The sequence below is a fragment of the Lysobacterales bacterium genome, from assembly GCA_016703225.1.
Classification (GTDB): domain Bacteria; phylum Pseudomonadota; class Gammaproteobacteria; order Xanthomonadales; family Ahniellaceae; genus JADKHK01.
Genome location: JADJCM010000001.1, coordinates 1,905,299 through 1,929,976 on the forward strand (window position 1 = coordinate 1,905,299; position 24,678 = coordinate 1,929,976).

The 24,678-nt window shown below is 66.7% G+C and carries 19 protein-coding genes; 6 read left to right on the top strand and 13 right to left on the bottom strand.

Annotated elements, in window-relative coordinates:
- Nucleotides 1-47 precede the first annotated feature (47 nt).
- Both IPG63_08225 and IPG63_08230 read left to right on the top strand, forming a co-directional pair.
- The gene (locus IPG63_08225) at nucleotides 48-2,429 is read left to right on the top strand and encodes a phosphomannomutase/phosphoglucomutase (GenBank protein MBK6727228.1); all 2,382 of its coding nucleotides are present in this window, start codon (nucleotides 48-50) and stop codon (nucleotides 2,427-2,429) included.
- Between the two features lie 163 nt (nucleotides 2,430-2,592).
- Complete coding sequence (locus IPG63_08230; protein MBK6727229.1) at nucleotides 2,593-5,340, top strand: insulinase family protein; 2,748 nt, start codon at nucleotides 2,593-2,595, stop codon at nucleotides 5,338-5,340.
- A 45-nt stretch (nucleotides 5,341-5,385) separates the two neighbouring features.
- Here IPG63_08230 and IPG63_08235 read toward each other — a convergent pair whose 3' ends face one another.
- Nucleotides 5,386-5,628 (bottom strand): hypothetical protein, encoded by a 243-nt coding sequence (locus IPG63_08235; GenBank protein ID MBK6727230.1) that lies wholly within the window; start codon nucleotides 5,626-5,628, stop codon nucleotides 5,386-5,388.
- Nucleotides 5,629-5,680: 52 nt separating this feature from the next.
- Here IPG63_08235 and IPG63_08240 point away from each other — a divergent pair, with 52 nt between their 5' ends.
- Nucleotides 5,681-6,454 (top strand): SDR family oxidoreductase, encoded by a 774-nt coding sequence (locus tag IPG63_08240; protein MBK6727231.1) that lies wholly within the window; start codon nucleotides 5,681-5,683, stop codon nucleotides 6,452-6,454.
- Between the two features lie 97 nt (nucleotides 6,455-6,551).
- A complete protein-coding gene (locus tag IPG63_08245) occupies nucleotides 6,552-7,775 on the top strand; it encodes a proprotein convertase P-domain-containing protein (GenBank protein ID MBK6727232.1) in 1,224 nt (407 codons plus the stop codon).
- 8 nt (nucleotides 7,776-7,783) lie between these two features.
- On the opposite strand, the gene IPG63_08250 is transcribed toward IPG63_08245, so the two are convergent.
- A complete protein-coding gene (locus IPG63_08250; protein ID MBK6727233.1) occupies nucleotides 7,784-8,500 on the bottom strand; it encodes a hypothetical protein in 717 nt (238 codons plus the stop codon).
- A 200-nt stretch (nucleotides 8,501-8,700) separates the two neighbouring features.
- Here IPG63_08250 and IPG63_08255 point away from each other — a divergent pair, with 200 nt between their 5' ends.
- Nucleotides 8,701-11,133 carry a hypothetical protein gene (locus IPG63_08255; GenBank protein ID MBK6727234.1) on the top strand — a complete coding sequence of 811 codons (2,433 nt, stop codon included), beginning with the start codon at nucleotides 8,701-8,703 and terminating at the stop codon, nucleotides 11,131-11,133.
- Nucleotides 11,134-11,233: 100 nt separating this feature from the next.
- On the opposite strand, the gene IPG63_08260 is transcribed toward IPG63_08255, so the two are convergent.
- The 3 genes from IPG63_08260 to IPG63_08270 form a co-directional block, all read right to left on the bottom strand.
- Nucleotides 11,234-12,271, bottom strand: a complete 1,038-nt coding sequence (locus tag IPG63_08260) for an IS630 family transposase (GenBank protein MBK6727235.1) — start codon at nucleotides 12,269-12,271, stop codon at nucleotides 11,234-11,236.
- A 242-nt stretch (nucleotides 12,272-12,513) separates the two neighbouring features.
- The gene (locus IPG63_08265) at nucleotides 12,514-13,464 is read right to left on the bottom strand and encodes a hypothetical protein (protein MBK6727236.1); all 951 of its coding nucleotides are present in this window, start codon (nucleotides 13,462-13,464) and stop codon (nucleotides 12,514-12,516) included.
- A 2-nt stretch (nucleotides 13,465-13,466) separates the two neighbouring features.
- Nucleotides 13,467-14,963: a tail fiber domain-containing protein gene (locus IPG63_08270; GenBank protein ID MBK6727237.1), complete on the bottom strand. Its 1,497-nt coding sequence runs from the start codon at nucleotides 14,961-14,963 to the stop codon at nucleotides 13,467-13,469.
- Between the two features lie 94 nt (nucleotides 14,964-15,057).
- Between IPG63_08270 and IPG63_08275 the strand changes: the two genes are divergently transcribed.
- On the top strand, nucleotides 15,058-16,704 hold the full coding sequence (locus tag IPG63_08275; protein ID MBK6727238.1) for a CRTAC1 family protein: 1,647 nt from the start codon (nucleotides 15,058-15,060) through the stop codon (nucleotides 16,702-16,704).
- Nucleotides 16,705-16,842: 138 nt separating this feature from the next.
- Here the strand turns inward: IPG63_08275 and IPG63_08280 are convergent, their stop codons facing one another.
- The 8 genes from IPG63_08280 to IPG63_08315 form a co-directional block, all read right to left on the bottom strand.
- Nucleotides 16,843-17,505, bottom strand: coding sequence for a response regulator transcription factor (locus IPG63_08280; protein ID MBK6727239.1), 663 nt, complete (start codon nucleotides 17,503-17,505; stop codon nucleotides 16,843-16,845).
- Nucleotides 17,502-18,206, bottom strand: a complete 705-nt coding sequence (locus tag IPG63_08285; protein ID MBK6727240.1) for an ATP-binding protein — start codon at nucleotides 18,204-18,206, stop codon at nucleotides 17,502-17,504. Before IPG63_08285 ends, IPG63_08280 begins: the two co-directional genes overlap by 4 nt.
- Before the next feature lie 44 nt (nucleotides 18,207-18,250).
- A complete protein-coding gene (locus IPG63_08290; protein ID MBK6727241.1) occupies nucleotides 18,251-20,335 on the bottom strand; it encodes a hypothetical protein in 2,085 nt (694 codons plus the stop codon).
- A gap of 84 nt (nucleotides 20,336-20,419) precedes the next feature.
- Nucleotides 20,420-21,664 (bottom strand): amidohydrolase family protein, encoded by a 1,245-nt coding sequence (locus IPG63_08295; protein MBK6727242.1) that lies wholly within the window; start codon nucleotides 21,662-21,664, stop codon nucleotides 20,420-20,422.
- On the bottom strand, nucleotides 21,661-23,046 hold the full coding sequence (locus IPG63_08300) for an amidohydrolase (GenBank protein MBK6727243.1): 1,386 nt from the start codon (nucleotides 23,044-23,046) through the stop codon (nucleotides 21,661-21,663). The genes IPG63_08295 and IPG63_08300 overlap by 4 nt, the downstream gene beginning before the upstream one ends.
- A 67-nt stretch (nucleotides 23,047-23,113) precedes the next feature.
- The gene (gene thiD, locus IPG63_08305; protein ID MBK6727244.1) at nucleotides 23,114-23,941 is read right to left on the bottom strand and encodes a bifunctional hydroxymethylpyrimidine kinase/phosphomethylpyrimidine kinase; all 828 of its coding nucleotides are present in this window, start codon (nucleotides 23,939-23,941) and stop codon (nucleotides 23,114-23,116) included.
- A 17-nt stretch (nucleotides 23,942-23,958) separates the two neighbouring features.
- Nucleotides 23,959-24,366: a PIN domain-containing protein gene (locus IPG63_08310; GenBank protein MBK6727245.1), complete on the bottom strand. Its 408-nt coding sequence runs from the start codon at nucleotides 24,364-24,366 to the stop codon at nucleotides 23,959-23,961.
- Entirely contained in the window at nucleotides 24,367-24,615 is a 249-nt protein-coding gene (locus tag IPG63_08315; protein MBK6727246.1) for a CopG family transcriptional regulator, read from the bottom strand. It abuts the gene before it with no gap.
- Between the last annotated feature and the right edge of the window lie 63 nt (nucleotides 24,616-24,678).

Below are 24,678 nucleotides of genomic sequence, written 5' to 3' on the forward strand. Positions count from 1 at the left end.
AACTTGCAATCGGTCTGGGCAAGAAAAGGACGGCGCTCGAGGCGGCCATGCAAGAGCGCAGCGCGCCGCTCGACGCGCAGCGGCTCGGCATCACCGCGGGCGTCGGGCTACTGCTGGCGTTTGCGGTGCTGTCGCTGTTCGACGGCGTCCAGCGCAGGCGCGAAGAGAGCGCGGCCGTTGCGCTTGACGAAGCGCGCTTGGCGCTGGCCACTTCGGTGGCCGCCACCGTGCAGCAGCAGTCGCAGCGGGTCGCGCAGGCCGTCGCCGATCAGGAATTCTCCACTGCGGTCATCGGCTTCGATGGCGCTGCCCAAATGCGCGCAAGACAGCGCCTGCGAGTACTGATTCCGGAGCTGGTCGAGGCAGAGGTCCACGAAGCCAGCCTGCCTGATCTGATCGAGGCCGATCTGGTCAAGTTTGGTTATGCCAAAGCCGACATTCTGGCCGAAGCGCGCGAGGCCGATGGTGCCGCGCGCGTGCAGGTGCACGGCTGCGGCAAGGACGCACACTGCATGGCGTTTGTGCAGCCGATCCGCAGCGGCGAGGGGATCATCGGATACGCCTATGTGCTGTTGCCGCTGAGTGAGGTGCAGGCGCAGATCGGAGCCGCTGAGGTCAACGATGGCCGTCTCGAACTGCGTCAGGGCAAGTCGCTGCAGTCTGCGGGCGCAGTGATCGCAATCGACCACGGCAATGCCAGTGCAGACGAGTCGGACCGCGTCGAAGCGATCGCCGGATCGGTGTTGTCTGTCGCCACCCGGGTGCCGGCGCACTTCCGCATCGGCGCCGTGTTCGGCGTGTTCGACTCGCGCGGTTCGGGTTCGTTGCTGCTGCAGGGTCTGCTCGCGCTCGCGGCGATCGCGGGTCTGGTCTACTGGCGCCAGCGACTGCCGCAGCATGTCGCGACCGACGAGGTGGTGATGGAGGCGCCCAAGCCGCGCGCCACCATGGAGCAGCTGCAGCAGAAACTGGCGACGCAGACCGCCGCCGAGGAGGCGGCGGCGGCGCCAGCAGCCGGTGACGTGCGGGTCGAGGAAGAACGGCCTGCGCCCGCAGGCGCGCTCGATCGCAGCATGTTCCGCGCCTACGACATCCGCGGCATCGTCGGGCAAAACCTAACGCAGGGAACCGCGCAACTGATCGGCCAGGCGATCGGCTCGATCGTGCGCGACCAGGGCATGGCCGAGGTTTGCGTGGCGCGTGACGGTCGCTTGTCCGGACCGGACCTGTCGGCCGCGCTGATCCGCGGTCTGCGCTCGGCCGGTTGCGACGTCATCGACATCGGCGCCGCGCCGACCCCGGTGTTGTACTTCGCCGCCCACCATCTCAACACCGGCAACGGCGTGATGGTCACCGGCAGCCACAACCCGCCCGACTACAACGGCTTCAAGATCGTGGTCGGTGGCGAGACCCTGGCCGAGGACGCGATCCAGGACATCTTCGCGCGCATCGTCGAGGGTCGCTTCGCGCATGGCGCCGGTGGTGTCAGCGCGGTCGACGTCAAGGCCGACTACATCGAACGCATTACCGGCGACGTGCAGGCGATGCGCCGCATGAAGGTCGTGGTCGATGCCGGCAACGGCATCGCCGGAGCGTTCGCGCCGGCGGTGCTCGAAGGCATCGGCTGCGAAGTGATGCCGCTCTACTGCGAAGTCGACGGGCACTTCCCGCATCATCATCCTGACCCGTCCGAGCCGCACAATCTCGATGACCTCAAGATTGCGATCAAGCAGTATCAGGCCGACCTCGGGCTCGCCTTCGATGGTGACGGCGATCGCCTCGGCGTGGTCACCCGCGCCGGCGAAATCATCTATCCGGATCGTCTGCTGATGCTGTTCGCCGAGGACGTGCTCACGCGCAACCCCGGCGCCGCCATCATCTACGACGTCAAGTGCACCGGACAGTTGTCCGAGCATATCCTGCGCAATGGCGGCAGCCCGGTGATGTGGAAGACCGGGCACTCGCTGATCAAGGCCAAGATGCGCGAGGAAGAATCGGCGTTGGCCGGCGAGATGAGCGGCCACTTCTTCTTCGGCGAACGCTGGTACGGCTTCGACGACGGCATCTACGCGGCGGCACGGCTGATGGAGATCCTCGCCCAGCGCGATGAGGAACCGGAGGCGGTATTCGCGACTCTGCCCAAGGGCGTCAGCACCCCGGAGCTGAAGATCCCGATGGTCGAGGGCGAGCACTACGCCTTCATCGAACGCTTCCGCGAGAAGGCCAAGTTCCCCGGCTCCAAGGTCACCACCATCGACGGCGTGCGCGCCGACTACAAGGACGGCTTCGGCCTGGTACGATGTTCGAACACCACGCCCTGCCTGGTGCTGCGCTTCGACGCCCTCAACAAGATCGGCCTCGATCGCATCCAGGAATCCTTCCGCGCCCAGCTCCTCGCTGTCGACGCCGACCTCAAACTGCCGTTTTGAAGTTTCTGGCGCACTTGAAAACCGGATATCCCATGAGACGGGATATCCGCGGCCTGATGCCGCCGCCCCATGACCACCGCCACGTGACAATTGCGGATGATGTCGGCAGGATGCCCGGCCCGCCGCGTGCTGCGTTGGCGCATCCATTGACCGAGGACTTCCGATGACCCTGAACCGACTCGCCTTCGGGCTGGCCGCCGCGCTTGCCGCGACGCCGGTCTTCGCCGCCGACTACAAGGCGCCGATCGACATTCCCTACGAGCAGTTCAAGCTCGACAACGGGCTGACCGTGGTCGTGCACGAGGACCACAAGGCGCCGATTGTCGCGGTGAACCTCTGGTACCACGTCGGTTCCCGGAACGAGAAGCCCGGGCGCACCGGCTTCGCGCATCTGTTCGAGCACCTGATGTTCCAGGGTTCGGAGAACTTCAAGGACGAGTTCTTCAAGCCGTTCGAGAAGGTCGGCACCACTGACCAGAACGGCACCACCGACTTCGATCGCACCAACTACTTCCAGAACGTGCCGACCACCGCGCTCGACATGGCGCTGTGGATGGAGTCCGACCGCATGGGCCATCTGCTCGGTGCGATCGACCAGGCCAAGCTCGACGAGCAGCGCGGCGTGGTCCAGAACGAGAAGCGCCAGGGCGACAACTCACCCTACGGCAAGTCCTGGTACAGCCTGCTCGAGGGCGTGTTCCCCGATGGTCATCCGTATCGCTGGTCACCGATCGGTTCCATGGACGATCTCAACGCCGCCAAGCTCGAGGACGTGAAGGAGTGGTTCGCGACCTGGTACGGCCCGTCGAACACGGTGCTGGTGCTGGCCGGCGACATCGACGCCAAGACCGCGCGTGAGAAGGTGCAGCAGTACTTCGGCCACATTGCGCCCGGCGGTCCGCTCGCACGTCGCGATGCCTGGGCGCCGAAGATGACATCGCCGGCGCGCGATCAGATGCAGGACCGCGTAGCGCAGACGCGCATCATGCGCGCCTGGGTGGCCCCGGCCTCGACCGCGCGTGCCGCCGATGAACTCGGCCTGTTCGCGCGCGTGCTCGGCCAGGGCAAGACCTCGCGCCTGTTCCAGCGACTGGTGCTGAAAGACCAGTTGGTGAGCAGCGTGTCCGCCTACCAGTACGGTCTGGAAATCGCCGGCATGTTCATGATCCAGGCCGACCTGAAGCCGGGCGTGGACGCGGCCAAGGTCGAGGCGATCCTCGACGAGGAACTGGCGAAGCTGGTCGCGAACGGGCCGACCCCGGAAGAACTGCGCCGCGCCCGCGTCGCGATCGAAGCCGGCGTGATCCGCGGAGCCGAGCGCATCGGCGGCTTCGGCGGCAAGGCCGACATCCTCGCCGAATGCGCGACCTATACCCAGGATCCCGCTTGCTACAAGACTTCGCTCGCCAACATGGCCGCAGCGACGCCGGCGAGCATTGCAGCAGTCGCGAAGGAATGGCTGACGCCGAACCACTACACCCTGACCATCTCGCCGTTCCCGGAGGTCAAGGCTGGTACCGCCGGGGTCGATCGCGCCAAGGGCGTGCCGGAGACTGCGCAGTTCCCCGACCTGGTGTTCCCGAAAATCCAGCGCGGCGTGCTGCGAAACGGCATCGAGGTGGTGCTTGCCGAGCGCCATGAAGTGCCGGTGGTGCAGATGCGCATGATCTTCGACGCCGGCTACGCCGCTGACCAGGGTCGCAAGCTCGGCACCGCCAGCTTCGCCCTGAACATGCTCGACGAGGGCACGCGCAAGCGCGACGCCACCGCCATCGCCGCGCGCATGGAGGAACTCGGTGCCCAGATCGGCGTGTACAACTCGCTCGACGTCTCCGGCGCCACGCTGTCGGCGCTCACTGCGCAACTCGACGGTTCGCTGGAGCTGTTCGCCGACGTGGTGCGCAACCCGAAGTTCGATGCCGCCGAAATGAATCGCGTCAAGGGCCAGTGGTTGGCGCAGATCGCGCAGGAGAAGACCAGCCCGAATGCGCTCGGCCTGCGCGTGCTGCCGCCGCTGCTGTACGGCGAAGGCCACGCCTATGCGATCCCGCTCACCGGCTCCGGCACCGAGGCTTCGATCCAGTCGCTGACGCCCGAGGACCTGGCCCTGTTCCACGCCGACTTCGTGCGCGCCAACAACGCCCGCATCATCGTCGTCGGCGACACCACGCTGGCCGACATCACTGCGCGCCTCGACCGCGTGTTCGGTGACTGGCTTGCGGACAAGAAGAAGCGCCCGGACAAGAACATCGCCGAGGTCGCGCTGCCGACCAAGGCGCGCGTGTTCCTGATCGACAAGCCCGATGCCGAGCAGTCGGTGATCCTGGCCGGCCAGTTGATTCCGTCGAGCAAGGCCGCCGATCGCCTGGTCACGCAGACCGCGAACACGGTGTTCGGCGGCGCCTTCACCGCGCGCATCAACCTGAACCTGCGCGAGGACAAGCACTGGGCCTACGGTGCCTACTCCTACGCCAGCGCCGCGCTCGGCCAGCGCCCGCTGATGGCCTCCGCCGGCGTGCAGTCGGACAAGACCATCGAGTCGATCCAGGAACTGCAACGCGAGTTCGTCGAGTTCACCGGCAAGCGTCCGGCCACGGCCGAGGAGATCACCAAGGTCAAGAACGACGACGTGCGCAGCCTGCCGGGTTCGTTCGAGACCGCCGCCGCGGCGCTCGGCACGATCACCGACATGGTCGTGTTCGAGCGTCCGGACAACTACGTGCAGACGCTGAAGGCGAGCTACGAGGCGCAGAAGGACGACGACATCCGCGCCGCGGCGCAGAAGTACTTCCAGCCCGACGCGCTGACCTGGGTCGTGGTCGGCGATCTCGGCAAGATCGAGGCCGGCATCCGCGCGCTCAACCTCGGCGAGGTCAAGGTGCTCGACGCCGACGGCAAGGTGTTGCGCTGAACCTGCCTGACTTCGCTCCGGCGCCACGAAGGCGCCGGGGCGAGGTCATTGCGATGCAGCGTCGGCTTCGTCCATCTTGCGCTGCGCCGCGGCGTCGAGGGTGTCCTGGACGCCGCGCGCTTTCTTCAGGGCTTCGCCTTGGGCGTCGAGCACGGTGCCTTCGAGGGGATTGCCCTTGGGGTCGGTGCGCTCGGCTTGTACCGCCGGATCGACCGGTGCGGGTTCGCTGCTGCAGGCGGCAAGCGCGAACCATGCGGTGATGGCGGCGGTACGGACGCGGATGGTCATGGACGTGGCTCCAGCGGTGATAATGCGTCGATCCTAGCGGGAGAGCGGACCGATGAATGCGCGCTGGCGGCTGGACGGGAAGATCGCGCTCGTGACCGGGGCCAGCAAGGGCATTGGCCTGGCCACGGCGCGTGAACTGGCGATGCTCGGCTGCGATGTGCTGATGGTGGCGCGCGAGGCTTCGGTGCTGGAAGCACGCCGGGCCGAACTGGAATCGTTGTATCCGAAGCAGCGTGCGCTCGCCTTCGCCGCCGACCTGGCCGAGGCCGAGCAGCGCCTCGACCTGTTCGACTGGATCAACGACCTCGGGCGCGGCCTCGATGTGCTGGTCAACAACGTCGGCGGCAACAGCACGCGCGCCACGCTCGACTACGAACTCGACGAGGTGCGGCGCATCTTCGAGCTGAACGTGATCACCGCCTTCGACGTCTGCCGCATGGCGCATCCGCTGCTCGCGCGCCATGGCGAGGCGGCGATCGTCAACGTCGGCTCGGTCAGCGGCCTGACTGCGGTGCGCACCGGTTCGCCCTACGGCATGAGCAAGGCGGCGCTCACCCAACTCACGCGCAACCTGGCGATCGAATGGTCCGGTGACGGAATCCGCGTCAACGCGGTCGCGCCTTGGTACATCCGCACCCAGCGCACCGAAGGCAAGCTTGCCAATCCCGAATACCTCGAAGAGGTGGTCGCGCACACCCCGCTCGGCCGCGTCGGCGAACCCGAGGAAGTCGCCGCGGTGATCGCCTTCCTGTGCCTGCCCGCGGCGTCGTACGTCACCGGCGAAACCGTCGCCGTCGACGGCGGCTTCCTGCGCGACGGGTTCTGAGCTGGCGGCACTCGTCGCGTTTTCGGCGCGGGAGTAGTCTTGCCGGCGTTGCGCGGGCGCGGCGTGCGTCCGCGACGGCGGCTCGGAGGGTGCAGTCATGGGCAGCGGTCACGGCAGGTTCGGCGGATGGGCTGCGGTGGCTGTGCTCGGTCTGGTCATCAGCCTCGGAGCACGGGCAGCGAACCCGACCAATTGCAGCGGCGGCAACTACGACCCGCCGAACAACGGCAGCAGCACCAACTTTGCCTGCAGCGTGTCCGGCAACAGCGGGGCCATCAACGGCATGACGCTGACCAGCGACGTGCGCCATTCGTTCGCTCCCTGCATCAACGAGCACACCTTCCGCCTGTTCAGCCCGCTCGGCAGCGAACACCTGGTCGGCACCCGCAACGGCGTGCAGACCACGGCGACCATCAACACTTTCAACGGCCAGAGCTCGAACGGCACCTGGACGCTGCGCGTGACCGACAGCAACGGCAACGACGCCTGCAACGACACGGTCAATTCGTGGCGGCTGAACTTCACGCTGGCCGGCACGCCGAACCCGACGGTCTCCTTCGCCGATGCCACGCTCGGCGAAAATCTCGGTCCGGTGCTGCGCGTGCAGGTGACGACCGAGGGCGGCGTGCCGACCACCGGGTCGCGTTCGGTCGATGTCCTGCTGGATGTCGATGACTCCGGCTCGGCTACCACCAACAGCGACTACACGCTGGTGCCGGGCACCCTGAACATCCCCGCCGGAACCGCGAGCGGCCAGATGTTCGTGGTCGGCCAGGTGCAAGACGACGCAGCGCTCGAACGCGCCGAGACCATCCGCCTGAAGTTCGCCAACCCGAATGGCGTGGTGGCGTCCGCCAGCACCCACACGATCACGCTCAACGACGACGAGACCGGCGTGATTTCCTTCGACTCTCCGGGCAGCACCCTCCAGGAGGCGACCAGCTTGCTGCACCCGTTCCCGATCTCGTTGCTGCCATCGAGCAGCGACGGCGTGGCCAGCATCGGCCTGTCCTTGTCCGGCACCATCGCGCGCATCAGCGGTAGCGCGACCCAGGGTGCCTACAACGTTTCTTGCCCGAACCAGGACTGGTCATTCCTGCAGAACCCGATCACTTTCGAGCCTTCCGATGCCTTCTGGCTGAGCGTCACGCTGCCCACCGACCTGCCGGTGATCCGCGTCTGCAACGACGGCGCCGGCGATCCGAACGAGACCATCGTCTTCCAGGCCAGCGTCAGCGGCTTGCCGGCCAACGTGACGATCTTCGGCACCCACGCCGTGGTGATCTCCGAGGTCGAACTGTTCCGCCACAGTTTCGAGTAGTCGAGCCCTCAGCAACCGACCGAGCGCAGCACCGCGGCTTCGCCAACCAGTTCGCCGTTCTTGGCCTGCGAGGACAGGAACAGCGTTGGCGCCGAGACGTTGTAGTGGTCGCTGACATCGATCAGCAGGTCGAGGCGGCCGTCGCGGTCCAGATCGCCGGCCCAGCGCAGGTGCGGGTAGGCGTCGTTGCCGAGCATCCAGGGTCCGGGCGCGCGTGCTTCCGCCTGCCAGGTTGCGAGCGTCTGGCTGCGCTGGCCGAGGCGCAGCTGGAGTGAGCAGGTGGTGAGGGCGTCGCGGTCGGGGGCGCCGCATTCGAGGCGCAGGTTTCCGGCATCGCGGCCATCGAGTTGGAAGCTGCGGTCGAACTGTGCGTCGATGATCAAGGGCTCGCCGCCGGCGATGTAGGTTGAGACGATGTTGCCTGCGGTCGCGCCGGCGATGTCGCGCACATGGAACAGGGCGTCGTCACTGCCGGCGCCTACGCGCTTGCCGGTGGCGGCGTCGAGTTCGTCGAGCACGGCATCGTGGATGGCATCGATCTCGACCGGGCGCGGTTCCAGATGCGTGCGGCCCTCGGCGTCCAGCACCAGCGTCAGCCAGATTTCCCGATCGCGCGCCGTCACCTCGTCGCCGTGGTAGTCGCCGGGCAGCAACAGTTCGGTCGCGGCGAGCGGACTGGCGACCAGGCTGCAGCAGAGGGCGAGGGCGAGACGGCGCGGGGACATGCGGACTCCATTGCGGGAGCCCAGTGTCGTCCTTCGCCTGCTTGCAGCGATGTCGCCGCGGCGACGAGTTCGGGCTTTGCGCGGGCGGTCGTGGCGACAACCGCCACGACCCCGTTCCCCGCCACGTTCGGTTTTCCCGGTCTGGCGCATTCATGGAAACAGTGGCCAGTGTGGGCTGATGCCGTGGGGGAATGCGCGTGATGAAGCGGATGCAACGGGTCGTGTGGCTCATGGTGTTATGTGTCTGTCCGGTCTGGGTGGCGGCGGCGAACTACTGCGTGGACACCGCCGCGGAATTGGAGAGCGCGCTGGTATCGGCGGCGCTGTCTTCGGGCGACGACGCGATCCAGGTCGTGCAGGGCGAGTACACGTTTGGCGGCGACATCGATTACGCGCCGATCGCGATGGGGGGTGCGCTCAGCATTACTGGCGGCTACCTCGGCGACTGCAGCGACGGCGTGCGCTCGACGCGTGCGCAGGACACGAGTTTCAGCGCCAGCGTCGGCACGAGTTTCCGTATCCAGAAACTGTCTGGCGAGCGGCTCTCGCAGTTCGCGAACATCGACTTCTGGGGCTTCGACGAGGTGCGGTTCGCGGTCGGCAGTTGCGCTTCGGGCGGCGCCACCCTGAAGCTGTCCAACGTTCGCGTCGGACTTGGCGGCAGCGCCAGCAGCGACGCGCTGTCCCTGCACAACCTGTGTGGCGACACCCGCGGGTACAACGTGCTGGTGCACGATGCGGTTGGCGACGGTGTCAGTGCCGTGTCCGACGCCGCCAGCGAGGAAATCGACTTCGTCAACCTGACCAGCGTCGACAACGGAGGTCGTGGCCTCAAGGTGATCCGTTTAGGCGAAGGCAGTACCCGGCTGTGGAACGCCATCGTGCACGGCAATGGCACCGATCTCTACGGCAATGGCGGCAACTTCGTGGTCGAGCATTCGATCTTCGCGAGCAGCGGAGGCGCAGCGACGGTGTCCGGCAGCAACAATCTCGCGGTCGATCCGCAACTCGACTCGAACTTCCATCCGGTCGCGGCGCTGTCGCCCGCGATCGACTCCGGCACGCACGATGTTGCGATCACGCTCGCGACCAGCGACCTCGGTGGCGGACCGCGCATAGTCGGCCTCAAGGTCGATCGTGGCGCCATGGAGTTCGGTGCATCGCCCGACTCGATCCTCACCGTGCTCAATGCCAACGACAGCGGAATCGGCAGCCTCCGTGATGCCCTCCTCGACGCGCAGGCTGCGCCAGGGCGGCAGTTCATCCACTTTGCGATTCCCGGTGCCTGCCCGCGTGTCATCACCCTCGCCAGCTTGCTGCCCGAACTCACCGACTTGGTCAGCATCGACGGCTACACCCAACCCGGTTCGCGCGCGAATGACAGCGCCTTCGGCTTCAATGCCTCGCTCTGCGTCATCATCACTGCCGGCGCACCGACACTGCCCTACGGCCTGCGCGTCGCAACCACGGGCTACGGCGGCAGCGAAGTGAAGGGCCTCGCGTTCTCCGGCTTCCTCGGCAGCGATGGCAATGCCGCGGCGATCCAGCTCGTCTCCGGTGCCGACCACCGCGTGTACGGCAACCAGTTCGGTGGCCATGTCGCCGGCCTGGGTCTGGTCGGCAGTCGCAATGGCATCCGCGTCGGCGCGTCGGCGAATCGAATCGAAATCGGCGGCGACCTTGCGGCACGCAACCTGATCGGTGGCAGCAGCGAGGTTGGCGTGCTCATCGCCTCCGCGGAAGGCAGGGTCGCGTTGCGCGGCAACCTGATCGGTACCGGCAGCTCGGGCAACAGCGTGCTCGCCAACGGAACCGGCGTATTGATCGATGACTCCGGCTTCAACCATGTCGCAGGCAATAAGATCTCGGGCAACCTCGGCCACGGCCTGATGATCCGCGGTGGTGACTCGGACGAAAACGTCGTCGAAGAGAACAGCATTGGCGTCAAGGCCTTCTCCTTCTGCCTGCCACCCTGCACGCCGAACCCGGCGCTGCCGAACGGCGGTGATGGCATTCATGTCACGCGCGCAGCCGGGGATGCCGAAAACCACGTGCCAACCTACAACCGATTCATCCGCAACGAGGTCGCATTCAATGGCGGCGCTGGCTTCGGCCTTGTCGATGGCTGGGGCACCATCTGGCGCGAAAACACGGTGCACGACAACGATGATCTCGCCGTCGATATCGGCAACGACGGCGTGGACCCGATCGACGACGACACCAGCCAGGAATTCACCCTGGCCCAGGGCGGAATGAACCGCCCCCGGATCCTGGCCGTCGATGGCGAAAGCATCGACATCGAATTCTCGGGCATGCCCGGGGGCTACGAAGTCACGGTCTACGTCAACGAGGCCTGCGACCCCAGCGGCTTCGGTGAAGGCGAGCGCGTGTTCGTCATGAAGCCGACCGGCATCGGGGGCGAGGGCATGCAAACCATTCAGTCGCAGATCCTGCGTCCCACCTCGGACGACTGGAGTCAGCTCCAGGGCAAGTACCTCACCACCATCGCCAGCCACGTGAGCTATGCGCTGCCCGGCTTTCCCTTTGGCTACCCTGCACGCGGCTTCGGCGAGTTCTCCGAGTGCTTTCCGGTCACCCTGATCGATTCCCTGTTCGTGGACGGATTCGAATAGTGGTGCCGCAAGGCGCGACGTCGCGGCGATCCCCGCATTCGCTGGGTACTCGCCGTACTGGCCAGGACCTATTGATCCGGCCAAGTGAAGTTTGAACTTTTCATGCGGCGTACTTTACGTGAGGATCTTGGAAATAGCTGCGCACGCGCTCGGGTGATTTTTCGAGGCGCTCCATGTGCTCGGTCGCGGCAGCTTTCAGCCTTGCCTTGGTGCGTGCCGGGACTTTCGAGCCGATGTGGTGCTTGAGATCGGCGTTGAGTCGTTCTTCGGGATTCAGTTCCGGGCTGTAGCTCGGCAGGTAGAACAGTTCGATCTGCTCTGCGCGTTCGGCGACCCACGCTTTGACCAGCTTGCTGTGATGCACGCGCAAGTTGTCGAGAATCAGAAACACCTTGCGCTGTGTGTCTTTGATCAGCGCGCCGAGAAACTCGATCAATCGATCTGCATTGAACGCATCGTCGATGATCATCCAGCGCGTCTTGCCCTGGTTGGTCACGGTCGCAATCATCGACAGCTTCTGGCGTGTGCCGCCCACGGCGTAAGCCACCGGCGTCTTGCCCGCTGGCGCATAGCTGCGACCGCGCACGTCGGTGTTGACCAACGCGGTCTCGTCGCCCCAGTGAATCTCTGCGCCCTCGGCCTTGGCGCGTTGCTCGATCTCGGGATACTGCTCATCGAGCCACGCTTGCACTGCTTCTGGGCGCTGTTCGTAGGCCTTCTTGATCGGCTTCTGCGGCGTGAAGCCCCAGCGCTGCAGATAGTTGCCGACGCCGCGCACCGACAGCGTGATGCCGAGTTCGCGTTCGATCAGCTGCATCACTGCCGATCGTGTCCACAGCGCGAAGTCCATCTTCAGCTGCTCCGGCCGCTTGTCGATAATGATTCGCTGTATCGAAACCTCCTGCGCTTCACTCAGGCTGCGTCCCGAACCCGACTGCTTGCCACGCGGCTTCGGTTTGTTCGCCGACGAACCGCCGTCTTCAAAGCGATCAATCGCCGCGCGAACCGTCGGATACGACAGCCCGCTCAGTTCGACGATGCGCATCACGCCCATGCCTTGACGGTGCAATCGCACCACCTGCTTGCGTCGCTCGTGCAACTGCTCCAGCGACTGAAATCTTGCGTCTTCTTTGTCCATGCATCTTCGACAACCCGATGCGCGAATAGTTCAAATATATTCGTGCCGAGTCAATAGCATCGGTTCCGTGAGCAGTGACGATCAGGCGCAGCATGCCGCGTTCGCACGCGGTCGGCGCGTCCGCTTCCACGGCGGGTGCCGGCGCGGGGACATGCGAACTCCATTGCGGGAGCCCAGTGTCGTCCTTCGCCTGCGTGCAGCGATGTCGCCCCGGCGACGAGTTCGGGCTTTGCGCGGGCGACCTACTCGAAGCCGTCGCGGAACAGCACCACCAGCACTGGTACGGCCGCATCGTCGTGCAGGGCAGCGGCGGGCGCCGTGGTTGGCAACACCGTGACCACGCCGGTGGCGAGGTCGAACTGATGCAGGGCGGCGCTGCTGGAAAGCAGCGGCCGCGCGTAGACCTGCAACTTGCCGTTGGCGATTGCCGCCGGGCCGGCGAGCACGAAACAGCAGTCCACCTCACCCGCACCGACGTTGGCGTAGCCCGCAATGCCGGCGCCGAGCGCGATCTGGTTCAGCGTCGTCGTCGCCATCGCCGCGTCCGTCGTCTGCAGTCCGTACAGGGTAAGGGTGGTCTGGTTGACGGCCAGCGCCGTGGTCGTAGCCGCGAGCGCTGATGCATGCTCACTGGCCAGGCCATCATGGCGAATGACCCAGATCGCCAACGGTTGGTCGACGGCGCCGCGACCGACCACCACGAATGCGCGCTGGCTGTTCGACCAGGCCGACACGCCGCTGCGCAGTGTGCAGCAGGTTCCGGCCACGTCGGCCGAGCCGAGTGCCAGGCCAGTCGCGGCGCCATAACGATGCACGCGCAGGCCATCGGCGTCGCTGCGGCGGACCAGCGCCAGCAGCTCCTGGCGGGGGGAGTCGTAGGCCAGCGCCTCGATCCGCTCGCTGCTGTCGAACGGCAGTGGCGTGGCGATGCCGCTGGCATCGATCGCATGCAGCCGGGTTCCGGTCGCGGCTGAAGTCGTGCCGAGCCAATGTCGATTGCTGTTGGCGTCGCGAGCGGAGGCGCCGACCGCGATGCCACAGCACGGGTTGGGCATCGGATTGAGCAGCAACGTGTTGCTTTCGGCGCCGTAGAACTCGATCTGGCCCTGGCTGCCGCGCACGCCCAGCACCTCGGCGTCGGCACTGCCGACCAGCAGCAGGGCCAGCAGCGCGTACCAGTTGCGGCGCCACATGGTCACTGCGCTCCGGCCGCGTGTTCCAGTGCCTGGAGGCGTTGCTCCAGCCCGGCGATGCGCGCATCGCGCTCGGCCAATTGCGCATTCAGGGCCTGGATCGCCGCCAGTGCGACTCCGGCCATGTCCGCGGGCGCGACCTGGGTGTCGTCGTGGCCCAGCCCGAACGCGGCGTGGAAGTCCTGCGCCATCGGGCCGAAGTGGCGGTCGTCGCCTGCGGCGTCCTTGTAGCGCCAGCTGCTGATCGGCAAGGCCGCGATGCGGGCGAGCACGGCGTCGCCATCGGCGGAGACGAAGTCGGTCTTGGCATCGCGACTCGACAACTGGGAAATGCTGCCGCGCGCGAACACGTTGCCGGAAGAGTCCACGGTGAATCGGTCGGTCACGCCGGTGAAGTCGGCATGCACATTGCTGACCAGAAGCGCCAAGGTGGGTGCATTGCTCGCGGCGTTGTTGGCCACATCCAGCTTGGCATCCGGCGATCCCGTGCCGACGCCGACATTGCCGCTGGCGGAGATGTCGAGGCTCGAGGTCGGTGCGCCCGGTCGGATGCGCAGACTCAATTTCGATCCGCCGGTCACGTCGCGCACGAAGAAGTTCGCCTCGTTGCCGCCAATGTCCCAGGTCTGCGCGGTGAAGCCGCCGCTGCTGTTCTGTTCCAGGCGCAGCGCCGGGGTGTTGCTGGTGTTCACGTGCAAGTCGAGTACCGGCGTGGCGGTGCGAAGTCCCACCCGTCCGGTGGAATCGACGTAGATCGAATTCGTGCTGGCATTGCCTTCGATCGTCAGCGGAATGCGCGCATTGGTCGCATCTTCGATTGAGAATCGCTCGATCCCACCACTGGCTTGATCATTGGCCGTCAACCGCCAGTCATTGGTAGCGAAACCCGCAGTTGCCGAAGTGTCTTCAAAATGGATGCGAAGGTTGTTTTCCTTGAGCCGGATCGTGTCGGCTCCAAAACTCTCGTTGTCGATGCAGTCGAAACCGAAGCAGCCGGATCCCTGCACGATAAGATCATCGGCAATGACCTGATCTTTCGCGATCGGAGCAGCCTTGCCCTGCTTTGGTTCGTCCTCGCGCGCCTGCTGTTCGGAACCGGTGCTCAAGTGAACCTGCCCGCCAAGCATGACGAAGCTGCCATCGACCGGTTCCGGCGCGGCAGGTCCCGGCCGGGTTCCGGCACGTCGGCCTTGTTCGTCGCCGATCTGCGTGCCTGCGCCACTCGCCGGTTGCGGGGAAGAGAACTGGATGCTGTAGCGATAGCTGCCGTCGGCGAGCCCGGCCGTATTCAGGAGGAATCCGCTGGACGCATTCACGCGCTGCTCGAAGCGGTAGCCATGTGGACCATGGACGCGGATCTCGGCCTGGCCGTAGCTCGATGGGGTCGGATGCTGCACGCGCTGGTTGGCGGCCGAGACCTCGATGCTCTGCGCGCTCGACCCGATGGGCAGCGCGCAGGACAGTGCGGCAAGCAGGACTGCGGTGCGTTTTCTGATCATGGTCTGCTCCAAGGCTCGCAGAAGGTGTACGCCGCTGCGCGTGAAATCACCGTCACGGTTGCGCCACGTCCAGGACTGGCGCAGCATCGCCGGCATGCGAACGATCCCGTGCCTGATGCTGCTCGCGATGACGACGCCGGCTGCGGCATTCCAGTTCAACGAAGTCGCATCGTCGCGCGGCGCCGCCGTCAGCCATGGATTTCCGAACGGCTTTCGCTACGGCCCGGAGATGATGACCGGCGGTGCGGCCGGTGGCGACATCGATGGCGATGGCGACATCGATCTGGTGCTGCTGCGCGGTGCGCTGGTCGATGGCAGCCAGCAACTGCGGCCGCCGACGCTTTTGCGCAACGATGGCGGCGCGAACTTCACTGACATCACCGCCGCCTCGGGACTGTCTGCCGCGCATCTGAATCCAGAGACGCAGATCCACAACGGGGCCTACCTCTACGACCTCGACGGCGACGCTGATCTGGACTTGCTGCTCGGCGCCCTGCTGGCGCCACCCGAGATCTGGCGAAACGACGGTGCCGGTCATTTCACCCGCGACCTCGATACCGGGCTCGAGAGCATCGGTCGCGACACCTGGGGTGCCAGCGTGGCCTCCTTCTGGCCGCTGGCTCAGGATGACCTGGCGCTGGTGTTGTCGCACTGGACCATGGACATGAGCCAGGTGAGCAGCGTGCGCGGTCACTTCCTGGCCCTGGATGGCAATGGCGACTATGCCGATTTCAGCGACCTGGTCTGTTGCGCCGAGATGACCTCGACGCGCGATCACTCGTTCACCGCGAGCCTGGTCGACTTCAGCGGTAACGGCCAGCCCGATGCCTTCTGGGCGCGCGACTTTGGCACCAGCACGATGCTGTTCGGGATCGGTGATGGCGGTTTCAGTCAGATCCCGGCGAATGCGGGCGTGCCGAATGACGAGAACGGCATGGGCACCGCGAGCGGAGATTTCGACAACGACGGCATGCTCGAGTGGTTCGTGACCAGTGTGTTCGACCCAACCCCGCCGTCACCGGAAGACCCCGACGGCAATTGGGGGCACAGCGGCAATCGTCTCTATCGCTTCGATGCGCAAGCCGATGTGCCGGTCTGGGTCGATGTCAGTGTCGATGCCGGTGTGCGCGATGGTCGCTGGGGCTGGGGTGCCTGCGCGCGCGACTTCGATCTCGACGGCGACCTCGACCTGTTCCACGTCAACGGTTTCTTCGGCGCCAACGCCACCGAGTTCCACGCCGATCCGGCACGCATGTTCCTGAACGATGGCACGATGAATTTCAGCGAACAGGCCGCCGCGCTCGGTATTGCCGATACCGGCCAGGGTCGTGCCGTGGTCTGCGCCGATTTCGATCGCGACGGCGACATCGACGTGCTGGTGCAGAACTCCGGTTCCGAGTTGTTGGCGACGAGCCGGTTCTACCTCAACGACGCGGCGGACAGCGCGCGCGGCATCAGCATCGCATTGCGCCAGCCGGGCATGAACCGTCATGCGGTGAATGCGCGCGTGCATCTGCGTCGCAGCGACGGACTGACGCAGATGCGCGAACTCGAAGGCGGCGGCAGCTTTCTCGGCAGCCATCCGATCGAGGCGCACTTTGGGCTTGGTGCAGCGTCCATCACCGGGCTGCGCGTGCGCTGGCCGGAGGGTGCCATCGAACACTTCCGACCGCGCGATGCCGCACGCGACGTGCTGGTGCGCGGCGCGGGTTTCGATCTGTTCGTCGACGCGTTCGAGTGACCCCCGCATTCGCGGGGTACACGCCGCGCTGGCCCGGGCCTAGCATCGGTTCCGTGAGCAGTGACGATCAGGCGCCAAAGAGCGCCGCGCCCTTCTCCACGGCCGGCATACACGGACGAGGCCGGCCGTGGCCTTCGCTCAGCGCGCGCCGGCGCCGACCAGACCGCGGCGAGTGGCTTCGAGCGTGGCCTCGGCGCGCGAGTTGATCTGCAGCTTGCGGTAGATGTCCTTGACGTAGCCGGCGACGGTGTGGCGCGTCAGTTGCAACGCGCCCGCGGTGTCGGCGACGGTCAGGCCCTTGGCGATCAGGCGCAGCACGTCGCGTTCGCGCGCGGTCAGCGGGTCGGCTTCCACGGCGGGTGCCGGCGTGGTCGCGGCGGGCTGGAAGTGGCGCAGCAGGCGGCGTGCGATCGAGGGCGACAACGGCGGCTGGCCGGCGACGATGCCGCCGAGCAATTCGGCGATGGTCTCGATCGTCGCATCCTTGAGCAGGTAGCCGTGTGCGCCTGCGCGCAGCGCCGGGAACAGGTGCGCGTCGTCGTCAAACACGGTGCTGACCACGACCTGCACCTGCGGCGCCTCGCGCGCCAGCCGCTCGATCAGCTCCAGCCCGGAACCATCGGGCAGTCCGAGATCGCACAGCACCAGCGGCGGCGGCGAAGCCAGCGCCGCGTGGCCGCTGGCGACGCTGTCGGCGAAGCGCACGTCGATGCCGGGAAACGCCAGCGCCAGCGCAAGTGCCAGCCAGTCGCGGCAATGGTCGAGGTCGTCGATGACCAGCGCCGAGGCAAACGCGCTCATGGCGACACCGCCGCGGCTTCGTTCAAGGCCACGCTCAGGATCACCTTGGTGCCATGCCCGGTGGCGTCGCGCCAGGTGACGTTGCCATCCAGTTCGCGTGCGCGATCGCGCATGTTTTGCGTGCCGCGACCGCGGCTGACGGCGCCGTCCCGGCCGATGCCGTCGTCGCTGAGTTCGAGCGTGAGCCGCTCCGGCGTCGCGTCGACGCGCACGCGCAGGCGCGTCGCGCCGGCGTGGCGGATGGCGTTGCTGATCGCCTCGCGCACGATGCGAAACAGATGCAGCGCCTGATGCTGGTTCAGCGCCGGGTCGGCGATGTCGTCGTCTTGCTGCCAGTCAAGTTGCAGGTTCACCGCCGCGAGCCGTTGCGTGGCTTCGGCGCGGATGTCGGCGAGCACGTCGCCGAGCGTGCCCGGCTCGCCGCGCGAGCGCGTGACCACGTCGCGCAGGTCCTGCAGCACCGCACGCGCCAGATCGGCCTGGCGCGCGTCGCTGGCGGTGTGGATCAGCTGCAGCAGCTTGGCGCCGAGATCGTCATGCAAGTCGGCGTAGATGCGCTCGCGCTCGGCGGCGAGCGCGGCCGCATGGTCGATGCCTGGAACTTGCGCGGGTCGGGGGCTTCGGCGCGACCACGCGAACGCGAATGCGCCCAGGAGTGCGAATCCGGCCAGGAGTGCGAGCAGGGCAAGGGTCAGGGTCATCCGCCGATCTTGCCGCAGTGGCGGTTGGCTTGCATCGTGCGCTCCTACTCGAAACCATCTCGGAACATCTGCGCCCCCGAGCATTCCTCGATCTGGCGCGGGCTGAACAGCACGTTGAAGCGCGCGCCGTCGGGCATTGCGCCGACGCTGTAGATGCCCCAGCGCAGGTAGACCGGGAAGAACGCGACATCGAACTCGCGGTCGCCGAACACCGAGGTCACCTGGATGCGCGCGCAGGGCTTGCCGTCGAGCAGCGGGTGCGACAGCAAGGTGACCGTGCCGCCGAGGATATTTCCGGACTCGGCGACATGGTGGAACGCGCTTGGGCTCGGCGGTTGCGCATAGACGTTGAAGGCGGCGTTCAGCGGCAGCGAGAAGCCGCTGACATTGGCGATGCGCCATAGGTTGTCGCCGTAGTACTGCAAGGTGACGATCGAGTTGTTGTAGACGCCGGTGGAAGCCGGCGGATCCTGCGGATTCCAGTTCTGGGTAACGATCGCGATCTGGTCCGGGCGGTTGTCCAGACTCGGGTGGTTCATCAGATCCGAGGGATTGGTCGGGCCCGATGCGGGCAGGCGGTGCAGGAACAGTCCGATGTCGGGAAACGCGGTCAATGCGGTCGGCGCCGCCGGCGTGAACAGGTTGTAGCCGGCCCCGGTTGGCATCGCGGCGATGTCCTGGTTGAACACGCGCCAGCGCGATGCTGCGCTGTGCCAATAGACCCCGAACGGGCGCATGTTGGTGACGCCGCCGAGGCTGAAGTCGGGTGTTGCGAACACGCGTGCGGCCGGGGCGCCGTTGCTGGTCGGGTGATCGAGCAGCAAGGTGTTTCCGGTGTTGTTGCTGCCGTTGCCGATGACATCGAACCAGCCGTCGCCGTACTCGTAGGCGCCGATGTCCACCGTGCTGCGCTTGACGCGGCGGTGGCCTTCGGCGTCAAGGCTGGGCCAGGTCGTGCTTGGCGGCAGCGCGGTGGCGACGCCGACATCGATCGCCGGCGAGGTCGCCAGCAAATAGGGCTGGCTGCGCGAGAGCAGGCGCGGGTCGTCGTAGCGACTGCCGGTCCCGGCGCTGTAGCCGCTGCCGTTGGTGCTGTTGGCGAAGTAGAGATTGTTGCGGTTGGTCAGGGCCGACGCCGCCGGGTTGATGGCGACGGCGCTGGCATTGTGCGCGAACAGGTTGTTGGCGAACTCGCCATAGATCGGATACACGGTGGTCGGCGGATCGAATGGACGCGGTTCCACGCGCAGTGCCGTGCCGAGGTCGATGAAACTGTTGTTGATCACCTGCGCGTCGATGTAACCCTCGCCCGCGAACAGACACAGGCCGGTGCCGGAACCGGCCATCGCGCCGATCACGACATTGCTCAGGAAGCGCATCTGCGAGATCGGCAGCTTGCCGGGGCCGGAGGTCTTGGCGAGGCCGCAGATCGCGCCGTAGCTGAAGGAGCCACGGATGCGGTTGCCGGCGACGACCACGTCGGACCAGGCGGTGATTCCATCCACCGCCTGCGAGATGCCGTAGGCACTGCTGGACCCGTCCGGAATGTCGATGCGGTTGAATGCGATCTCGCCTCTGAGGTGGCCTGGATGCGCCTGCACCACGGCGAAGTTGCCGGCACCGCCGGTGCGCAGGTAGTCGTTGTCGCGGATACGCAGCACCAGTTCGCTCTCGCCGACGAAGTCGACAAGGAAGCCGCCGCCGGGGACGCCGATATGCTCGAAGCGCATGTGCTCGGCGGTGAAATGCGCGCTACCGGCACCGGCGCCGAGGGTGGCGACGACATTGACATCGCCGCCGTTGCGCAGCATCAGTCCATCCAGTTCCACCGAGATCGCCGTGCTGATGACCACGTTGATGCCGATCCCGGGCGGGAACACCGGCTTCAGCCCCGGTGCGGCGCGCAACACCAGACCGCGCGTGATCAGCGGATCGCTGGCGATGCTCGGCGTGTTGGTGTTGATCGAGATGACGGCGTTGTCGATGACGCCGTCGATGCACTGCTGCAGCGTGCCGTTGCACGGCGGCGCGGCGCCCGGCCACAGGTATCCCTGGGCGTGGACCAGCGCGCTCGGCGCGATCAACAGCAGCGCGAGCAAAACGCGCAGAAGCAGGTTCGGATGCGGCATCGCGGGTGTCTCCGGCTGGAACCCGGGCGCGAGCGTACATCGCCGGTGCGCCCGCGGCGCCCGTCGGCGCCGCGGTGCCGCGCCTCAGCGCTTCGGTGCGTAGCGGTCGCGCAGCAGGGTCTGGCGCGATGTCATCGGCTGCGCTTCGCCGCCGATCCAGACCTGGTCGGCGAGCGAGGTCACTTCCAGCGGATCGCCGCTCCACAGCACCAGGTCGGCGCGTTGGCCGACACTGATGCGACCGCGATCATTGGCGCCGAAGATCGCCGCCGGGTTCGCGGTGACCGCGGCGAGGCCGGCGTCCCAGGGCAGGCCGTTGGCCACCGCATTGCCCGCAGCCTGGCGCAGCTTGCGCGCCATGTGCGAGGAATCGCCGGACATGGTGAAGGCGATGCGGACACCCGCCTCGTGCAAGCGCGCCGCGTTCTCGAGCGTGGCACCGAACTGGTCGAAGTTGCCGGGCAGGTTGACCAGCGGGTCGATCAACACCGGTACCTTGGCCGCGGCGAGTTCGGCCGCGACCTGCCAGGCCTCGACGCCGCCGGCGATCACCGGCTTCATGCCGTGCTTCTTCGCGAAGGCCAGCGTGCGGCGAATATCGACGGCACGGTCGACGTAGAACAGCACGCGGCCACCGCCAAGATACTTCGCCATCGTCTCGCGCCCGGCCAGGGTCAGCAGGCGATCACCTTCGAACAGCGCACCGCGGGTTTCGCGGATGGCCTGGTCGAGCAACATGAACTGCGCCGCGCGCGAATTGCCGGTGAGCGGTGAAGCGCCGCTGCCGAGCGCGACGAACAAGGTGCGCGAGGCCGGCAACAGATCGATGCTGCTGCCATCGAGCGTGGCCAGACCGCCAAGCCCGCCGACCAGGCTGCCGCCGGGCATCGAACTCGGCGCCAGTAGGGTGAAGGTCACCCCTTCCACCACCTGCACCGGAATCACCATCGAGGCCGGGTTGTAGGCGTAGGTCACGTCGAACTCGGGCCGCATCGACATTGGTTGCGCCGGCATCACTGCGCCGGGCGTGTAGGCGTGATCGACGCTGCCGATCTCGGCCGATACGTCTTCCAGGCCGAGTGCGGTGAGCCCACCGAACAGCCCCGGCGTCAGCGCGCGGCCGTTGGCTTCGAGCACGCGCGCGTCGGGGGCGACCAGCGCCTTGCCGACCGCGGCGATCAAGCCGTCACGCACCAGCACGTCGCTGGCCTCCAGCGTGCCGGCGACATCGACGGTGTGCACGCGCGCATTGCGGATCAGCACGGTTTCGGCCGCGGCCGGCGTGGCGAGCGCAAGCGCCGCAGCGAGCGTGATCAGACGACGGATCATGGCGTCACCTCCTTGCGCATGCCGAGCATCACGTCGGCCTGGTGCCAGCTGTTGCGATCGTTGCGGTCGAAGCGCAGCGCGCCGTCGATCCACACCTGCTCGGCCTTCGCGTAGACGCTGAACGGATCGCCGTTCCAGAGCACGACATCGGCCTGCTTGCCGACCTCGATGGTGCCAACCTGGTCGGCGACGCCGATCGCCTTCGCCGCGTTCGCGGTGAGCCAGCGGATCGCCTGCTCGGGCGTGATCGCGAGTCCGGCGCGGTTGCCGTGTGCCATCGCCTTCGCCGCCTCCTGGTTCAGACGCTGGATGCCTTCCGGCGAATCCGAGTGCACGATCGCGCAACTGTCCTTGGCCGCATCGACGAAGGCGAGGTTCTCCTGGATGCCATCGAGTGCTTCCATCTTGAATCCCCACCAGTCGGCCCAGAGCGCGGCGCAGGTGCCCTTCGACGCGAGCAGGTCGGCGATCTTGTAGGCCTCGACGCCGTGGTGGAAGGCGGTGATCCTGAAGCCGAACTCGGAGGCCAGGTCGAGCATGGTCGCCATCTCGTCGGCGCGATAGCAGTGGTTGTGCACCAGGATCTCGCCGCGCAGCACGCCGGCCAGCGTGTCGAGCGCGAGGTCGGTTTTCGGTGGTGTCGGACGTTCGCCGCGGTCTTTCTTGTCGTTGCTTTCCCAGGCCACCAGCTTGCGCGTGAACTCATCCTGCGCGCGCACGTATTCCTGCGCGTCGAGGAATGCCTTGCGGTAGCCGGCGACATTGCCCATGTTGGTCATCGGCGCCGCGCCCTTGGTGCCGTATACGCGCTTCGGGTTTTCGCCGCAGGCCATCTTCAGTCCGTAGGGCGCGCCCGGAAACTTCATCGCCTGATAGGTAGTGGCCGGCACGTTCTTCACCGTGATGCCGCGGCCGCCGATCAGGTTGGCCGAGCCAGGCAGGATCTGCATCGAGGTGACGCCACCGGCGCGTGCGCTGTCGAAGCCAGGGTCGTTGGGATTCAACGAGTGCTCCGCCCAGACGTTCGGCGTGGTTGGCGCCGTCATCTCGTTGCCGTCCTGGTGCGACATCATGCCGGGAGATGCGTAGACACCGAGGTGCGAGTGCACGTCGATCAGGCCGGGCGTCAGCACCTTGCCCTTGCCCTCGACGACGCGGGCGTCGGCCGGTGCCGCCAGATCGACCGCAACCGCACTGATGCGGCCGTCGCGCAGCAGCACGTCGGCAGACTCCAGCTTGCTGCCGTCGCCGACCAGCACGGTGGCGTCGCGGATCAACACCGGCGTACTGGCCGGAACCTGGTAGGTGCTGGGGTAGGGCACTTCCGCTGCCAGCAGCGGCGGCGCCAGGGCCAGCACAATCGCGATACGCAGCAAGTTCACGCGGGACGCTCCGTCACGGGAAAGGCTGCACTATGCCAGAGGCCTTCGCGTCGGCCCGACGCGAGGTTCACGGGTGGTGGCTGCGCGGACGCGACTCGTCACGGCTGCGCCAGAAATGATCGAGCACGGCGACGCTGCCGAGCCCGGGCCGATAGGAATGCCGCAGCGCGCCGTGCACGTAGTCGGCCGCGCGCGCGCAGGCTTCGGCCAGCGGCTGGCCGAGCGCGAGTTGCGCGGCGATGGCGGAGGCCAGCGTGCAGCCGGTGCCGTGGCCTTCGACCGCGATGCGCGCGTGTTCGAAGCAGGTGCGGCGCGTTCCTTCGCCGAGCCGATCGAGCATGCGCGTTCCGGGCAGGTGCCCGCCCTTGAGCAAGACCGCGCGCGCGCCGAGTGCGAGCAAGGCGGTCAGCGCGGCATCGGCGCTGTCGGCGCCGATTTTGCGACCGAGCAGCAATTCGGCCTCGGGGATGTTCGGCGTGAGCACGCTCGCCAGCGGCAGCAGGCGCGTGCGCAGTGCATCCAGTGCCGAGTCTTCGAGCAGCTTCGCGCCCGAGGTCGCGACCATCACCGGATCGAGCACGATCTGCGGCGGCGCCCAGTGCTCGAGCGCATCGGCGACGGCGTCGATGATCTCCGTGCTCGCGAGCATGCCGAGCTTGACCGCGCCGATGCGGAAGTCGGCAAAGCAGGCATCGATCTGCGATCGCAAGAAGGCCGCGGGCGGCACATGCACCGCGCTCACGCCGCGCGTGTGTTGTGCGGTCAATGCGGCCAGCACCGACAGTCCATGCACGCCATGCGCGGCGAAGGTCTTGAGATCGGCCTGGATACCGGCCCCGCCACCGGAGTCGGAGCCGGCGATGGTGAGTGCGCAAAGCGGGCGTGGGTCGGACATCGGTGGCTCCGGCTGGGTCACGGCGTGAGCAGCGGAATCGTCTTGCGTCCGTGGCGTCGGTAGATGCGGAAATCGCTGTCGAGCGTCAGCACGCGCGAGGGCTCGAACAGTTCCGACATGCGAATCAGGCAGGCATCGGCGAGCGAGGCGGGTACGTTGTCGTAACGCTCGAACAGGGCGCGCACCGTCGTGATCTCCTCCTCCAGATGCATGGCCAGCTGCACGACGCCGCGCTCGATCAGTTGCAGCGCCTTGCCGGGGTCGAAGCCGCCGCGTGCCAGGAGGAAGCAGGTTTCGGCGACCACCGCCTCGCAGGTGAGCAATGGTTCCGAGGTGCTGGCGAACTGCGCCTTGGCCCAAGTGTGGTGCTGCTCATCGCGGCAATGCAGCGCGACCCAAGGGCCGGTATCGAGGATGAGTCGCACTCAGGTCTTTCCGAAGCCGGCCATGTGCGCGGGGTTGGATGCGAGGTCGCGCGCGCCGCCTTCGAAGCAACCAACCAAATCGCCTGCCTTGTCCAGCGACGAGGCGTAGGGCGTCTGCGACTTGCGTCGCGCAAGATAAGCCTCCAGCGCGCGACGCACCAGCGTCGACTTGCTGATGTGTTCTTGCGCGCTGGCCTTCGCGATTTCCTCGTCCAGGTCACTCGGCAGCTTGATCGACAGCGTGTTCATGCGCCAAATAGTACCGGCTGCCAATTGGTATTCCAACGATCTGGAATCGCTGCTACGGCGAAG

Coding starts and splice junctions, on each gene's coding strand:
- IPG63_08225 (MBK6727228.1), top strand. CDS start 48: ATGCAAGAGCGCAGCGCGCCGCTCGACGCGCAGCGGCTCGGCATCACC.
- IPG63_08230 (MBK6727229.1), top strand. CDS start 2,593: ATGACCCTGAACCGACTCGCCTTCGGGCTGGCCGCCGCGCTTGCCGCG.
- IPG63_08235 (MBK6727230.1), bottom strand. CDS start 5,628: ATGACCATCCGCGTCCGTACCGCCGCCATCACCGCATGGTTCGCGCTT.
- IPG63_08240 (MBK6727231.1), top strand. CDS start 5,681: ATGAATGCGCGCTGGCGGCTGGACGGGAAGATCGCGCTCGTGACCGGG.
- IPG63_08245 (MBK6727232.1), top strand. CDS start 6,552: ATGGGCAGCGGTCACGGCAGGTTCGGCGGATGGGCTGCGGTGGCTGTG.
- IPG63_08250 (MBK6727233.1), bottom strand. CDS start 8,500: ATGTCCCCGCGCCGTCTCGCCCTCGCCCTCTGCTGCAGCCTGGTCGCC.
- IPG63_08255 (MBK6727234.1), top strand. CDS start 8,701: ATGAAGCGGATGCAACGGGTCGTGTGGCTCATGGTGTTATGTGTCTGT.
- IPG63_08260 (MBK6727235.1), bottom strand. CDS start 12,271: ATGGACAAAGAAGACGCAAGATTTCAGTCGCTGGAGCAGTTGCACGAG.
- IPG63_08265 (MBK6727236.1), bottom strand. CDS start 13,464: ATGTGGCGCCGCAACTGGTACGCGCTGCTGGCCCTGCTGCTGGTCGGC.
- IPG63_08270 (MBK6727237.1), bottom strand. CDS start 14,963: ATGATCAGAAAACGCACCGCAGTCCTGCTTGCCGCACTGTCCTGCGCG.
- IPG63_08275 (MBK6727238.1), top strand. CDS start 15,058: ATGCGAACGATCCCGTGCCTGATGCTGCTCGCGATGACGACGCCGGCT.
- IPG63_08280 (MBK6727239.1), bottom strand. CDS start 17,505: ATGAGCGCGTTTGCCTCGGCGCTGGTCATCGACGACCTCGACCATTGC.
- IPG63_08285 (MBK6727240.1), bottom strand. CDS start 18,206: ATGACCCTGACCCTTGCCCTGCTCGCACTCCTGGCCGGATTCGCACTC.
- IPG63_08290 (MBK6727241.1), bottom strand. CDS start 20,335: ATGCCGCATCCGAACCTGCTTCTGCGCGTTTTGCTCGCGCTGCTGTTG.
- IPG63_08295 (MBK6727242.1), bottom strand. CDS start 21,664: ATGATCCGTCGTCTGATCACGCTCGCTGCGGCGCTTGCGCTCGCCACG.
- thiD (MBK6727244.1), bottom strand. CDS start 23,941: ATGTCCGACCCACGCCCGCTTTGCGCACTCACCATCGCCGGCTCCGAC.
- IPG63_08315 (MBK6727246.1), bottom strand. CDS start 24,615: ATGAACACGCTGTCGATCAAGCTGCCGAGTGACCTGGACGAGGAAATC.